The sequence below is a fragment of the Paenibacillus sp. ALE3 genome, from assembly GCF_054113405.1.
In genome coordinates this window covers 2,990,016-3,004,583 of the sequence record NZ_CM134214.1, presented here as the reverse complement: position 1 = coordinate 3,004,583, position 14,568 = coordinate 2,990,016, and the positions used below count along the sequence as shown (strand labels likewise).

Here is a 14,568-nt window from a genome sequence, read left to right as displayed (position 1 = left end):
ACGACGTCCAACTACCATAGGAGGTTTAGATTCATTTGTCTAAAAAAACAAACAACGATAAATTGATGATTTTCGCTTTGGGCGGCGTCGGTGAAATCGGGAAAAATATGTATGTCGTTCAATACGGCAATGACATTGTCGTGGTGGATTCCGGTCTGAAATTTCCGGAAGAGGACATGCTTGGCATCGATATCGTTATTCCTGATATTTCCTACCTTACAGAGAACCGCGACAAAGTAAGAGGCATTGTGTTGACTCATGGTCACGAGGACCATATCGGCGGTTTGCCTTACGTGCTGAAACATTTGAATGTACCTGTATATGGTACCAAATTGACGCTGGGACTGGTGGAAAACAAGCTGAAGGAAGCGAATCTGCTTGGTGAAACCAAACGTATTTTGATCAATGCTGATTCCGAAATCAAGCTGGGCTCCACATTGAAAGTAACATTCTTCAAAACCAACCATAGTATTCCTGATTCTGTAGGTGTTTGCATTGATACTCCTGAAGGCGCTGTTGTTCATACAGGAGACTTCAAATTTGATCATACTCCGGTGAACGGACAATATGCAGATTTGCAGCGTATGGCTGAGATTGGCACACGTGGCGTACTGGCTCTATTGTCAGACAGTACTAATGCCGAAAAACCGGGCTTTACACCTTCGGAAAAGAGCGTTGGCATTGTGCTGGAAGATATTTTCCGCAAGTCGAGACAGCGTGTGGTCGTAGCCACTTTTGCTTCGAACGTACATCGCATTCAGCAGGTCATTAATGCTGCTGAGGCAACCGGACGTAAAGTAACGGTTATTGGTCGCAGCATGGTTAATGTCGTAGGTATTGCCTCTGATTTGGGCTACTTGGAAATCCCAGATGGAATGCTGATTGAGCCTGAAGAAGTTGGCAAAATGTCAGCGGATCGCGTAGTTATTCTCTGCACAGGTAGTCAGGGTGAACCAATGTCTGCTTTGACAAGAATGGCTCGTTCTACGCATCGTAAGGTAGATATCCTTCCAGGGGACTCAGTGATCATCGCAGCTACTCCGGTACCAGGTAATGAAAAATATGTTGGACGCACTATTGATGAGCTGTTCCGTCTGGGTGCCAATGTGTACTACAGTGCAGCTAATCCTGGTATCCACGTTTCTGGACACGGCAGCCAGGAAGAACTCAAGCTGATGCTGAATCTGATGAAACCAAAATTCTTCTTGCCAATTCACGGTGAGTTCAGAATGCAGCGTCGTCACGCTCTGCTTGCTGAAGGAGTAGGTATCGAGCCTGAAAATATCTTTATCACGGATATCGGTGAAGTCATTGAAATTCAGAATGGCGGAGCACGTAGAGCTGGTAAAGTTACAGCAGGTAACGTACTGATTGATGGACTAGGTGTAGGAGATGTAGGAAATATCGTGTTGCGCGACCGCAAATTGTTGTCACAGGACGGTATTTTGGTAGTGGTTGTCACACTGAGCAAGCAAGATGGCACGATTAAGTCGGGCCCGGATATCATTTCCCGTGGTTTCGTGTATGTTCGTGAATCAGAAGGTTTGCTGGATGAAGCAAATCGTATTGTTTCAAGTACACTGCACAAGCTCATGAGTGAAAATGTAAATGAATGGGCTTCCCTCAAGACAAATGTCAAGGATGCACTGGGTCGCTTCTTGTATGAGCAAACTCGTCGCAGACCGATGATTCTGCCAATTATAATGGAAGTGTGATTCAATTGAAATATGTTCAAAAACTTGAATTAAAAACTTAAGTCACAGGCACACAGTCGCCTCTCTTCCCGCAGGAAATATTGGACGGTTTCCGCGGGGAGAGAGGCTTTTTTTGATTTTGGGGTTGAGGAAAGGCATGGAGGTGGGTATAAAATATTCCATTTCTATCCCATACTATAGGGTGAATACGGGGCACATAGATGCGTAAAGCGAAAGGAAGATCACCCATATGGAACATTACAGCAATTTATCTTCTGGCAACGAGGAAACGGAAGCGCCAGAACAACCAGAAGTTGGACAAAGACCTGTTTTACCTGCTATGGAGGCTTTACAGCAGCTGGGTCAAACCTCCATGCCCGGAAGCGAGTCCAATATTTTTTGTATGACGATTATCGGTCAGATTGAAGGACATCTCATCTTACCGCCTCAAAACAAAACAACAAAATATGAGCATATTATTCCGCAGTTGGTAGCGGCAGAGCAAAACCCACGTATCGAAGGATTAATGATTTTGCTAAATACAGTTGGCGGAGATGTAGAGGCAGGACTGGCTATTGCAGAGATGATCGCATCCATGAGTAAACCAACAGTGACCATTGTCATAGGTGGAGGGCATAGTATCGGTGTGCCGATTGCCGTATCTTCTACTTATTCTTACATTGCCGAGAGTGCGACGATGACCATTCATCCTATTCGTATGAGCGGCCTGGTCATTGGAGTCCCACAGACTTTTGAATATATGGAAAAAATGCAGGAGCGTGTCGTCCGCTTCGTCGTTTCTCATTCCCGCATCACAGAAGATCGGTTCAAGGAACTGATGTTCAAAACTGGAGAATTAAACCGTGACATTGGTACAGCGGTTGGAGGAGTCGATGCAGTAAAATACGGTTTGATGGATGCGGTTGGTGGGATAGGAGAGGCGCTAAAACAGTTGAATACCATCATTGAGACGCGCCGTCAGCAAAATGGGATGACAGGGGCTCCACAGCAGACTCCATATGCCCCTTTTTCACCCAATGCTACAGGCACCCCTACAGGAGCCCCTTCAAGTGAGCACAGCAAGGAGCTACCCCAATGACATTATATACTGTAATGCCAATGGAATTGGTGTGGGAAGGTATGTGGAAGGAAGGAGAGGAGCTTGTAGAGGTCCGGGTAGACGGTCTGCTTATGCAGGTACAGCCGCTTGAAAGTCGTCGGGGGATCATAGTAAGGCTGTTGGACTGCCCATTGGAAGCCTACCTCAATCCTCGTTATGGACCAGGTCAGGTCATCGAGTGGTCATAGAAGCTGTCGAATAGTACAGAAATAGGTCATTTGCTGCTGAAAAAGAACATATGTGCGGATAGCGAGTGACGTGGTATAATATTCTTCTGGGGGGTGACCTTGTATGTCCAGAAGAAGAAAAAGAAAAAAGAAAGCCATATTTGGTGGAGTTTTAAAATATGAAATTTACGGCATTGTGCTGATTACATTGGCGGTCATTGCGTTGTCGGGTGAAGCGGCGGTTGGTCGGTCGCTATCCAAGATGTTTGGGCTTGTACTGGGGAAATTCTATTTTGTGATCCCCCTGATTGGCATTTATTATGGTCTGATGGTGATGATTCACCGCAAGTGGCCGAACCAGTGGAACTCACGGAAGACGGGTTTGCTGTTGTTGGTATTTGCCTTTACACTTATGAGTTCTATTTCATCTATGGAGCAGCGTTTGGGACCGATCAACGCGCTTCAGCCGGGCGGAGTGATGACTCAGATACATATAGATATGCGTGAGCAGTTGCTGTCGCCTGACCAGCAAGGCCATACCTCCATGCTGAATAAGGATATTAGCGGGGGCTACGTTGGCGCATTACAGCTTACCGTTCTGTTGTGGCTGTTTGGTCTCACAGGAGCTAAGCTGATCATGATTGTCATGTTCGTCATTTGTTTTATGCTGATGACTCAACTGTCTTATGTGGATTTAGTGCGGATTGTAAAGACCAAACTGCTGACAGCCGGGGGAAGCGTGCGGAAAAAATGGACTGGAAAAGCCACTCCGCTTTCTGCATCAAGCAAGGGCAGCGGAAATAGAAAACCCAAATCTGAGCCTATTCCTGCCTATGAGGAGGATATGGATGATGACTTTGATGAAATGCAGCCTCCAGCACGCAAGCAGCCCATTTTCTTTCAGTTGTTTGGCCTTAAAAATACAGATAAGGCGGACAAGGAAGAGCACCCTGCCCATGCTGATGAAGATGAACATGATCTTCTATATGAGGCTGGGGACGTGCAGCCTCAGTGGAGAAATGGCAATCAGGGAGAAGAACTGTCTGACGTGGTCGAACACGCTGAACAGGAAGCCTCAATTCCGGTAAAAAGATCGCCAATCATTAGGGACTTCTTCGAACAAGTGAAAAATGAGGAAAAAAGATCAGAGGCTGAACTTGAAGACTCCCTGACAGGTGGAGTGCGGAACGATTCCATTATTGATGAACACCTGGATAGTAATTTTATGGATGCTGATGCGGATATGAATATAAATGATTCGCCAACGATCCATGGGACATCAGAAGAAGCTCAGGAACTGGCTCAGACGATTGCTAACGGGTTGACAGGCGAAGAAGCTGAAGGGACCAATGTAGCTATTCCAGCTCCACCACCGCCTAAGCCGTACAAGCTCCCATCGTTTCGTTTGCTTGCCAAACCGCAAAATGCAGGCAAAGGCATGGGACAAAAGGATTACATGCAAACAGCACGCAAGCTGGAGGCCACGCTGGAGAGCTTCGGTGTTCGGGCGAAAGTGCTGGAGGTTGTACGTGGTCCAGCCGTCACACGCTATGAAATCCAGCCAGACATTGGCGTGAAGGTTAGCCGGATTGTGAGTCTGACGGATGACATTGCACTTGCGCTTGCTGCAAAGGATATCCGTATGGAGGCACCTATTCCCGGCAAGTCCGCCATAGGGATAGAAGTTCCGAATAATGAAGTTTCTATCGTAACCATGCGTGAGGTAATGGAGACGACAGTTTTCCAGGAATCAGTTTCCAATTTGTCGATTGCATTTGGACGTGATATTGCAGGACAAACGATTGTCGGTAATTTAGCCAAGATGCCCCATCTGCTTGTAGCTGGAGCTACGGGTTCGGGTAAATCGGTGTGTATCAATGGGATTATCACGAGTATTTTGTACAAAGCGAAGCCGGATGAAGTGAAATTTCTGATGGTCGATCCCAAGATGGTAGAGTTGAACGTGTATAACGGAATTCCCCATTTATTGGCTCCGGTCGTGACTGATCCAAAGCGTGCCTCACTGGCATTGAAGAAAATTGTAGTTGAAATGGAAAAAAGGTATGAGCTGTTTTCCAAATCAGGCACCCGTAATATTGAGGGTTACAACAATTTGATGAAGGATAACCCGGATGCATTTCTCCCTTACATTGTCGTTATTGTGGACGAGCTGGCAGATTTGATGATGGTTGCTGCAGGAGATGTGGAGGATGCGATTGCGCGACTTGCCCAAATGGCGCGTGCAGCAGGCATCCATCTGATTATTGCAACACAAAGACCTTCAGTTGACGTAATTACAGGGGTTATTAAAGCCAATATTCCTTCACGTATTGCCTTCGGCGTTTCTTCGCAGGTGGATTCCCGCACCATACTGGATATGGGTGGTGCTGAGAAACTGCTCGGACGTGGTGACATGCTGTTCATGCCGATGGGTGCTTCCAAACCAGTCCGTGTTCAGGGAGCATTTATGAGTGATCAGGAAGTGGAAAACATTGTTAACTATGTACGTGAACAGGGTGAAGCGCAGTATGATGAAACGCTTGTGCCGGAGGTGGAAGAGGTATCCACTGATGCGGATGAAATGCTGGATGAGCTGTATGATCAAGCTGTCAACATCATTTTAGAGGCTAAACAAGCTTCCGTTTCGCTCCTTCAGCGCCGTATGCGGATCGGTTATACGCGTGCTGCCCGACTGATTGACTCCATGGAAGCTCGCGGTGTCATCGGTCCTTACGAGGGAAGTAAGCCCCGTGAGGTACTTATCTCAATGGAACAATATCAGCAAAATAAAGTTAGCTCCTGAGCATTATCTTTTACAGCATTTCATTAAAACGCTGTTTGTACGCATGATGAGTTGTTAAGTATGACAACTCCATGCACGCAAATAGCGTTTTTTTGTGATGTTTTTTTGAGGTTTGGAACTGCCTGCTAAAAGAAGATTAAAAGGGTGAATAGCTTCTAGCGGAGCTTGTCATAATAAACGTAGCCATCCTGTTAATCCCACAAAAGAAAGGTAGAGCGCAGCATATGAAAAAGACAATGGTCTGGATTTGCACGGGTATTCTCGCAGCCTCGGCTATTACGTACACAGGACTTTTTAAAAACGACTCTGCACAGGAGCGAGCAGAGTCGCTGAGCACGCAGCATAAAGTAACAGCAGCGCAGCCTGTTCAGCCGACATTCAGTTCAGAAGCGGTTGATTTTGGTTCTTATGGCCAGGATGTTTATGAGCTGCAATCACGATTGAAGTTGCTGGGTTTTTTTGGTGGGAAAGTGGACAGCCATTTTGGCAGTAGTACACTAAAGGCTGTCAAGGGTTTTCAAAAGGAGTTTGGTATCAGACCCGATGGAGTAGTTGGTGCGAAAACCAAATTAAAACTGGTGAATGCTACTCCACACTGGAAGCCAACGGAAACGCCAATGCATCGTAACAATCAAGGATCCGATCAGGGACAGGCAGCGAACAATAACAATAAATCAGATCAAAATGAGGAAACGATGGGATCGGCCAACACCATGGGGCTTTCTGAAAACGATCTTAAGATCATGGCCAATGCGGTCTACGGTGAATCCCGCGGCGAGCCGTTTGAAGGACAAGTTGCCGTGGCGGCTGTCATTTTGAACAGGGTCAAGTCGCCCAGTTTTCCAAACACACCGTCTGGGGTAATCTTTCAGCCGGGGGCTTTTACTGCTGTAGCAGACGGCCAAATCTGGCTCACGCCGAATGAGACTGCACAAAAGGCGGTACGTCAAGCCCTGAATGGCTGGGACCCAAGCGGAGGATGTCTCTATTATTTTAACCCTAAAACAGCCACCTCCAAATGGATTTGGTCCCGTCCGCAGGTGAAAACCATCGGGGAACATATTTTCTGCATGTAAAACGCCGAAGCAGCCGGGAGCTTGTCTCCGGTTGCTTCTTGGCTTTTGCATAGTTAGAATAAAGATTGGTACACTTTACCTCTTTATAGGAAAGAGATGTACAACAGCTAATGCTAATCAAAGGCTAGACGCAAATTGACGTCACAAAGGAGTTTTGGACTTGAACAAAACAGGTTTCGAGCGTGGTACACGCAGACAACTGAGGATTCATGTGCTGCCGACCAAGCGCTTTAAGACGTTTGCCATATCACTGTATGTAGGTACTCCGCTACGTGAGGAAACCGTAACTCGTGTGGGACTGGTACCTTTCGTTCTGCGACGGGGTACAGAATCATATCCGCAGACTACACAATTTAGAGAGCAGTTAGAGCAATTGTATGGTGCGGGTTTTGGATTCGATGTATACAAACGTGGAGATTATCAGATCGTTCAATTTCGTATGGATACGATTAATGACAGTTTTGTAAGCAGTCCAGATAGTTTACTGGATCGTTCGTTTGCTTTCCTAGGAGAGGTTCTGACGAAGCCTGCATTGGAAAACGGTGCATTTCAAACAGGATATGTACAGCAGGAACGAGAAAATGTTCGTAAGAAGCTGGAATCTATAGTTAACGATAAAATACGTTATGCTGGGGAGCGCTGTATGGAGGAGATGTGCAAGGATGAGCCTTATCGTCTGCATCCTCTTGGTCAGCGATCTGATCTGGACAGCATAAGTGCACAAAGTTTATACGAGGCTTATGGAGAATGGCTGAATAATGCCAGCATGGATTTATACGTTGTGGGTGATACCACGCTGGAAGAAGTTGAAAAGTTTGTTGATCGCTATTTTCAATTAAATCGCTCGACGGAAACGGAATATGCACTCGAACAGCCCAAATCGGTAGAACGTGAAGTGCAAACTATAGTAGAGCGTCTCGATGTGAACCAAGGCAAGCTCAACATGGGACTGCGCACCCCTATTACGTATGGCGATGAACGTTATGCTTCCGCTCTGATGTACAATGGTATTCTGGGCGGGTATCCGCATTCAAAGCTGTTTGTCAATGTGAGGGAGAAGGAGAGTTTGGCGTATTACGCTTCGTCACGGTATGACGGGCATAAAGGCATTGGCACAATACAATCCGGTATCGAAATTCCTAATTATGAAAAGGCGGTTACTATTATCCGCAAGCAACTGGAAGATACGCAAAATGGAGCGATTACCGAGCTGGAAATGACCCAGACGCAGGCAATGATACGCAACTTGCTAAAGGAAATGCAGGACTCCGCTTTTGAAATGATTGCCTATGATTTTAACAGACAGCTTTCCGGCAAAGAGCGGACGGTAGAGGAACTGCTGAGCCAGGTGGAGGCAGTCAAGGTGCAGGATGTTCAGGATGCCGCCCGGACGTTCCGACTGGACACTATTTATTTCTTGAGAGACCAGAAGGGGGAATAGCGTTGGAGCATATATCGTATGAGCATTTGCAGGAAACGCTGTACTATGAAGTAATGGATAATGGCTTGCACGTTTATGTGTTGCCCAAACCGGGCTTTCAGAAGACGTATGCCACATTTGCGACTAAATACGGCTCAGTTGATAATCATTTCCGGGTAGAAGGTCAACAGCCCGTCAAAGTGCCGGATGGCATAGCCCATTTTTTGGAGCATAAAATGTTTGAAGAGCCTGAAGGCGATATTTTTGCTACCTTTTCCTCTAATGGAGCATCGGCGAACGCATTTACGAGCTTTGATCAAACAGTATATCTGTTTTCGGCAACCGAACGCATTCGAGAAAATTTGACCACGCTAGTCAATTTTGTTCAGCATCCTTACTTTACAGATGAAAATGTGGAGAAGGAAAAAGGCATTATCGGTCAGGAAATCAATATGTATGAAGATAACCCCGACTGGCGGAGTTACTTTGGTTTGATTGAGGCATTGTACAAGGTCCATCCGGTGCATATTGATATAGCAGGTACTATTCAATCCATCAGTACAATTACAAAGGAAACATTGTACAGTTGCTATGAAGCTTTTTACCATCCAAGTAATATGATTCTTTTTGTAGTAGGTGGAGTGGACCCAGTCGAAGTAATTGAATTGGTACGTAATAATCAGGCGAAAAAGGACTATAAGCCGCAGGGAGAGATCGAGCGGATTTTCGATGATGAACCCACTACAGTTGCAGAACCACGGCGTGAAGTAAAGCTGGCCGTTTCTTTGCCAAAGCTGCTTTTGGGATTCAAGGAGACCGAAGTAGGTCTAACGGGGGAAGCATTGCTTCGTCATGATCTCGAAACTAAGCTGATGCTTGATCTCTTGTTTGGTTCCAGTACACAGCTATATCAGAAGCTCTACGATGAGGATCTGATTTCGGACAGTTTTGGCCATGAGTACAATAGTACGCAACAGTATGCATTTTCTGCGATCGGTGGAGATACGAAAGACCCTGATCGGCTGTTGGCTAGGATACGAGAAGAGGTAGAGTCTATTCAGAAGCAGGGATTTGCAGCAGAACATTTTGAACGAGCGCGCAAAAAGAAGATCGGCGGTTATCTACGCACACTCAATTCTCCTGAAAATATTGCACATGAGTTTACAAGACATCGCTTCCGCGGCAGTGATTTTTTTCAATTGCTTCCGGTTTATGAAAGTATCACGCTTGAGGATGTAAACCGACGTCTGAAAGATCATATACAGTGGGATCAAATGGCAATATCGCTGGTGGTGAGTCCGTAATGTCTAGGGAGAGGGAACCGATGACCACCGAGGGCGGAGAATTAAAGGCTATTGGCGATACGACTGTGCTGATTACAGGAGCAAGTGGTGGAATTGGTGCGGCTATTGCCGAGCGTTTTGCAGCAGTAGGGATGAATGTGGTCATTCACTACATGAAGTCCCATGAAAAAGCAAATGAAGTTGCCCGTCGTTGCATGACTTATTCAGGCAAAGTAATGACTGTGTCAGCCGATCTGCGGAGTAAGGAGCAGATTGAACGCATGCGGGAAAAGCTGGATAATCACGGAATGAAGCCAGATATTCTAGTGAATAATGCTGGAATATCTCATTATGGGCTACTTTCAGATGTTTCAGAAGAGGAATGGGACGAAGTGATGGCCGTGAATGTTAAGGGAACTTTTTTATGTACGCAGGTTTTTATGCCGCATATGATTTCCCAACGCTATGGCCGTATTGTGAATGTTTCGTCTGTGTGGGGCATATGTGGAGCTTCGTGCGAGGTATTGTACTCCACTACCAAGGGAGGCATTAACGCTTTCACTAAAGCGCTGGCTCAAGAGGTTGCGCCTTCTGGAGTAACAGTGAATGCTGTGGCTCCAGGGGCAGTAGACACGTCGATGTTGGATCATTTGGATGCAGGCGAAATTAACAGTTTGGAGGAAGATATCCCTGCCGGACGATTGGCGCGGCCTGATGAAATATCGTCCCTGGTTTATTTTCTTGCGCTTCCTGAGTCAGGTTATATTAATGGCCAGGTCATAAGTCCTAACGGAGGATGGGTGACTTAAGGAATACAGCGCATGGAGGAATTCACCAGTATAGTAAGCGTCTGTGAAGAGCATATTACAACTGTTGATTTTAACTCTGAATCATCTAAGGAGGATTTAAGTATGTCAACAGTTGTTCAGAATTTTGATGTTTGGAAAAAGTTCCTTGGTCAGCGTGTAGAGCAAGCGGAGAAGCTGGGAATCAGTCAAGATACCATTGCAGAGCTTGCTTACGAAATCGGTGATTTTCTGGATGAGAAGGTCGATCCAGCCAACCACTCCAACCGCGCACTGAAAGAACTGTGGGGAGTTGCCGATGAGAACGAGCGTCACACCATCGCCCGGCTAATGGTTAAATTAGCTAAGAGCAACGCATAAGCAGGAACCAACATGAAAAGCTCCCTTTTGGGGGGCTTTTCTGTAATGGTTACAGAGCTGTTCTTGTAATTCCATTGTAATTTATATATCATAAACGTGATTGAGGCTTACAACACAATATAGCCTATTAAATTTCAATAATTGGTTTTGTCGAATGATGCTATCTTATGATACAATTATGCTTTGATTTGGCATTGTTGACGGTTTGAATGTGAATGAGGTGCTAACGTGACGGAAGAGACGAAACAGTGGTACATGGAATACAAGATACATAAAAATCGACCCGGACTGCTGGGGGACATTGCTTCCATGCTTGGTATTCTGGGGGTTAATATACTGACGATTAACGGTGTTGAAGGCGAAAGACGGGGGATGCTTCTCGAAACAGACGATGACGAGAAAATACGCATTCTCGGAGATACGTTAAAAAAAGCCAGCAACATTACAGTCACGGCCTTACGTGCTCCGAGACTGGTCGATATATTGGCAGTTAGACATGGCCGTTACATTGATCGGGATTCAGATGATCGTAAAACTTTCCGCTTTACACGCGATGAGCTTGGGTTGTTGGTCGATTTTTTGGGTGAAGTATTAAAGAGGGATGGCAATCAGGTAATTGGTCTTCGCGGGATGCCGCGTGTGGGTAAAACGGAGTCCATTATTGCCAGTAGCGTATGTGCAATGAAGCGATGGACTTTTGTGTCGTCGACGTTATTACGACAGACGGTACGCAGTCAGCTTTCTGAGGAAGAAATGAATCCCAACAATGTGTTTATTATTGACGGCATTGTGAGTACAATTCGATCAAATGAAAGACATTATCACCTGCTTCAGGAAATTATGAGCATGCCAAGTACCAAAGTGATTGAGCATCCTGATGTATTTGTGCGTGAATCGGGATACAGCTTTGACGATTTCAATATCATTATTGAACTTCGCAATAATCCGGCTGAGGAAATTATTTATGATACCTTTACAGCCAGTTATACAGAAGATCTTTAAATAAGTGTAATTACACAAGGAGATGATGACATGTCAGAACTGGGTCAGCAATTAAAGGAGGCCCGGCTGCAAAAAGGATTGAGCCTTGACGATGTTCAGGAAATGACGAAGATACGCAAACGTTATCTGGAAGCCATTGAGACGGGCGATTACAAAGTGCTGCCGGGAAGCTTTTATGTCAGAGCTTTTATTAAAACATACGCCGAAACGGTCGGGTTGAATCCCGATGAGCTTCTGGAAGGGCACCAAAGTAATGTGCCTGAACCTGAACCGGAAGCGGTCATGGAGCCTGTTACACAGAAACGCTCCAGCCGTCCCGCGACGATTGGCAATCTTAAATGGTTGCCTACAGCGTTAATGTGGCTTTTTCTAGTTCTCATTGTTGGGGTTATTTATGCTTATTGGGTGAGTAACAACCATTCCACTCCAAAAACAGCAGAAAACACAACGCCGATTACAACACCAAGTACACCAAGTACAACACCTAACACAACGCCAAGTACGACACCAAACACGTCTACTCCAAATACAACTACGACACCGAATAATGGTCAGACAACGGCACCAAATGGTGCTGGCGGGCAGACCCCTGATACGGGAAAAACCGGGGAAACCCAGCCAGGTGGTACGGGAACTACAGATGCGACGACTCCAAATACTGGTCAGCAGCCGGATACGACTACGCCAGCGCAGGGAGTAACTGTGGCTCAGGATGGTAAGCAAGGCAAGACGACGATCTTCAAAGTCTCCAGTGCAACGGGGGCCACGGTCAAGGTTGATATTAAGGCAACGGGCGAAAGCTGGCTTGAGGTGTACAAGGGACAAAATTCCCGTGGAGAAAAGCTGAGCTATGGTATGACTAAAAGTGGAGATGCCATGTCTTTTGATATCGGTCCAGAAGGCTTATATATCAAATCAGGACGGTCTTCTGCCACGGATATTTCCGTCGCCGGCCAACCGATAACCGATAATAAATCGACGACTCGCGTGTTGATACAGCAAGGGGAAGCTTCTTCCACTGGAGCGAGTAGTGGGGTGACGGGTTCAACGGATACGACGACAAATGGTAGTACGGATACTACACAAAGTGGGACAGATTCTAGTACAACTACTGATGGTGAATAAACGCCTTGTTGCGGTGAAATACTAATGACTGTAATTCTTGGAAAGTCAGTCAGTTCATTTTCCGCAAAGTGAGGTGTATACGTTATGACCGTCAGCTGGATTGTGACTGGGCTCGGGATTATTGTCAGTTTACTGGGCTATTATCTAACACCGAATGCATGGGGCTATGGCATATTAGGCTTTGGTCTTGCTCACATTGTGCTTGGAATTTTGGATATGTTTAGAAATCCAACACGAAGTCACTATTAGAAATGTTAAACTGCAATTGTAATAAAGGCGTTTTTGTCGGGGGACTGGCAAGAACGCCTTTTTAGTGAACGGATTATTGGATTTTTGTAAATGACTAGCCTATAATTAGATATTGAACTTTGTTGTGGAAAGGAAAGTGAAACGATGGCTTCAGAAAATTCATTTGATATCGTCTCCAAAATGGATATGCAGGAGTTAACAAATGCGGTTCATCAGACGGAGCGTGAAATTGAAACGAGATTTGATTTCAAGGGGAGCAAAAGTAGCCTCAAGCTTGAGAAAGATGCTCTTACGATTGCATCGGAAGATGAATACAAGCTGAATGCGGTGATTGATATTTTGCAATCTAAAATGGTCAAACGAGGTCTATCCCTTAAAAACGTGGAATTTGGAAAATTGGAACCAGCTTCTTTAGGTTCAGTGCGTCAGCGTCTTTCTCTTAAGCAGGGAATTGATCAGGATAACGCCAAAAAAATTAATATCCTTATTCGGGATTCCAAGCTTAAAGTGAAAAGTCAGATTCAAGGTGATCAAATTCGAGTAACTGGAAAAAATAGGGATGATTTACAAGCCATTATTCAATTGCTGCGGAAAGCCGATCTGCCGTTGGAGCTTCAATTTACAAACATGAAATAAGCCGTTTTCTCTCATAGATTTTGTAGGACTAAACGTTGCTTGATGTGCAGCAGGTTATTTTGACATGCGTTTTGCGCCATATTATACTTGTAACGAAAATGCAGACATTGAGGTGTATAACGCTCGTCGAAAGCGATTTACATAGGATTGAAATCAATCCGAAAGCTGCCATTTGTAATCAAGTACGATAATCAGGGGAGAGTGTGTTGTGAATTTACCCAACAGAATTACAATAACGCGGATTTGCCTTATCCCGGTGATGATGCTGGCTTTGCTGGTGGATTTTGATTTTTATCCGCCACCGATTGAGATCGGTGCATTCACGCTGCCGTATAATCAGCTGATTGCGGCTATCATTTTCCTTGTAGCAGCCAGCACAGATGGCCTTGACGGATATTTGGCTCGTAAAAATAATATGGTCACCAATTTGGGCAAGCTGTTGGACCCCCTTGCTGATAAGCTGTTGGTAACTGCTATTTTGGTTTCTTTGGTGGAAATGGGAAAAATTGATTCTTGGGTTGTCGTTGTAATTGTCAGTCGTGAGTTTGCGGTTACGGGTCTGAGACAGATCGCCTTATTAGATGGCTCTGTGGTTGCTGCAAGCAATTGGGGGAAATTAAAGACGATCATCCAGATCATTGCTATTGTAGCACTGCTCATTAATAATTTCCCGTTTGTTTTTCTGGGTATTCCGTTTGATTTAATAGCGATATGGGCAGCTGTGTTAATCACCATTTATTCGGGTATTGATTACTTTGTAAAGAATATCCATTTGCTGAGCTCCTCTAAAGTTTAACAGGATAAATCTTATGGAAACAGCAATAGGG

Annotated in this window: 14 protein-coding genes; all 14 read left to right on the top strand. The window is 45.4% G+C overall.

What is annotated here, in order from left to right; genetic code table 11:
* The first annotated feature begins 35 nt into the window (after positions 1-35).
* The 14 genes from ACXHJ2_RS12945 to pgsA all read left to right on the top strand — a co-directional run bounded on the left by ACXHJ2_RS12945 (position 36) and on the right by pgsA (position 14,537).
* Complete coding sequence (locus ACXHJ2_RS12945) at positions 36-1,715, top strand: ribonuclease J (RefSeq protein WP_013370737.1); 1,680 nt, start codon at positions 36-38, stop codon at positions 1,713-1,715.
* Between the two features lie 229 nt (positions 1,716-1,944).
* Positions 1,945-2,793 carry a ClpP family protease gene (locus ACXHJ2_RS12940; protein ID WP_165079997.1) on the top strand — a complete coding sequence of 283 codons (849 nt, stop codon included), beginning with the start codon at positions 1,945-1,947 and terminating at the stop codon, positions 2,791-2,793.
* Positions 2,790-3,002: a YlzJ-like family protein gene (locus ACXHJ2_RS12935; protein WP_013370739.1), complete on the top strand. Its 213-nt coding sequence runs from the start codon at positions 2,790-2,792 to the stop codon at positions 3,000-3,002. The genes ACXHJ2_RS12940 and ACXHJ2_RS12935 overlap by 4 nt, the downstream gene beginning before the upstream one ends.
* 103 nt (positions 3,003-3,105) lie before the next feature.
* Complete coding sequence (locus ACXHJ2_RS12930; protein WP_165079996.1) at positions 3,106-5,784, top strand: FtsK/SpoIIIE family DNA translocase; 2,679 nt, start codon at positions 3,106-3,108, stop codon at positions 5,782-5,784.
* Positions 5,785-6,008: 224 nt separating this feature from the next.
* Complete coding sequence (gene sleB / locus ACXHJ2_RS12925; RefSeq protein WP_165079995.1) at positions 6,009-6,860, top strand: spore cortex-lytic enzyme; 852 nt, start codon at positions 6,009-6,011, stop codon at positions 6,858-6,860.
* A gap of 160 nt (positions 6,861-7,020) precedes the next feature.
* Positions 7,021-8,301 (top strand): EF-P 5-aminopentanol modification-associated protein YfmF, encoded by a 1,281-nt coding sequence (yfmF, locus tag ACXHJ2_RS12920; protein ID WP_165079994.1) that lies wholly within the window; start codon positions 7,021-7,023, stop codon positions 8,299-8,301.
* 2 nt (positions 8,302-8,303) lie between these two features.
* A complete protein-coding gene (gene yfmH / locus ACXHJ2_RS12915; protein WP_165079993.1) occupies positions 8,304-9,584 on the top strand; it encodes an EF-P 5-aminopentanol modification-associated protein YfmH in 1,281 nt (426 codons plus the stop codon).
* A 20-nt stretch (positions 9,585-9,604) separates the two neighbouring features.
* A complete protein-coding gene (gene ymfI / locus ACXHJ2_RS12910) occupies positions 9,605-10,372 on the top strand; it encodes an elongation factor P 5-aminopentanone reductase (protein ID WP_013370744.1) in 768 nt (255 codons plus the stop codon).
* Positions 10,373-10,474: 102 nt separating this feature from the next.
* A complete protein-coding gene (locus tag ACXHJ2_RS12905; RefSeq protein WP_013370745.1) occupies positions 10,475-10,729 on the top strand; it encodes a DUF3243 domain-containing protein in 255 nt (84 codons plus the stop codon).
* Between the two features lie 228 nt (positions 10,730-10,957).
* A complete protein-coding gene (locus ACXHJ2_RS12900; protein WP_013370747.1) occupies positions 10,958-11,731 on the top strand; it encodes a DUF3388 domain-containing protein in 774 nt (257 codons plus the stop codon).
* Between the two features lie 30 nt (positions 11,732-11,761).
* Complete coding sequence (locus tag ACXHJ2_RS12895; RefSeq protein WP_013370748.1) at positions 11,762-12,856, top strand: helix-turn-helix domain-containing protein; 1,095 nt, start codon at positions 11,762-11,764, stop codon at positions 12,854-12,856.
* A gap of 84 nt (positions 12,857-12,940) precedes the next feature.
* Entirely contained in the window at positions 12,941-13,105 is a 165-nt protein-coding gene (locus tag ACXHJ2_RS12890) for a hypothetical protein (RefSeq protein WP_013370749.1), read from the top strand.
* 144 nt (positions 13,106-13,249) lie between these two features.
* Positions 13,250-13,741: a YajQ family cyclic di-GMP-binding protein gene (locus ACXHJ2_RS12885; RefSeq protein ID WP_013370750.1), complete on the top strand. Its 492-nt coding sequence runs from the start codon at positions 13,250-13,252 to the stop codon at positions 13,739-13,741.
* 208 nt (positions 13,742-13,949) lie between these two features.
* Positions 13,950-14,537: a CDP-diacylglycerol--glycerol-3-phosphate 3-phosphatidyltransferase gene (pgsA, locus tag ACXHJ2_RS12880; RefSeq protein WP_013370751.1), complete on the top strand. Its 588-nt coding sequence runs from the start codon at positions 13,950-13,952 to the stop codon at positions 14,535-14,537.
* The last annotated feature ends 31 nt before the right edge of the window (positions 14,538-14,568 follow it).

What these genes read in the sequence shown, in the direction of transcription:
- ACXHJ2_RS12905 (WP_013370745.1), top strand. Translation starts at nt 10,475, where the DNA reads ATGTCAACAGTTGTTCAGAATTTTGATGTTTGGAAAAAGTTCCTTGGT.
- ACXHJ2_RS12935 (WP_013370739.1), top strand. Translation starts at nt 2,790, where the DNA reads ATGACATTATATACTGTAATGCCAATGGAATTGGTGTGGGAAGGTATG.
- ACXHJ2_RS12895 (WP_013370748.1), top strand. Translation starts at nt 11,762, where the DNA reads ATGTCAGAACTGGGTCAGCAATTAAAGGAGGCCCGGCTGCAAAAAGGA.
- ACXHJ2_RS12890 (WP_013370749.1), top strand. Translation starts at nt 12,941, where the DNA reads ATGACCGTCAGCTGGATTGTGACTGGGCTCGGGATTATTGTCAGTTTA.
- sleB (WP_165079995.1), top strand. Translation starts at nt 6,009, where the DNA reads ATGAAAAAGACAATGGTCTGGATTTGCACGGGTATTCTCGCAGCCTCG.
- ACXHJ2_RS12885 (WP_013370750.1), top strand. Translation starts at nt 13,250, where the DNA reads ATGGCTTCAGAAAATTCATTTGATATCGTCTCCAAAATGGATATGCAG.
- ymfI (WP_013370744.1), top strand. Translation starts at nt 9,605, where the DNA reads ATGACCACCGAGGGCGGAGAATTAAAGGCTATTGGCGATACGACTGTG.
- ACXHJ2_RS12940 (WP_165079997.1), top strand. Translation starts at nt 1,945, where the DNA reads ATGGAACATTACAGCAATTTATCTTCTGGCAACGAGGAAACGGAAGCG.
- ACXHJ2_RS12930 (WP_165079996.1), top strand. Translation starts at nt 3,106, where the DNA reads ATGTCCAGAAGAAGAAAAAGAAAAAAGAAAGCCATATTTGGTGGAGTT.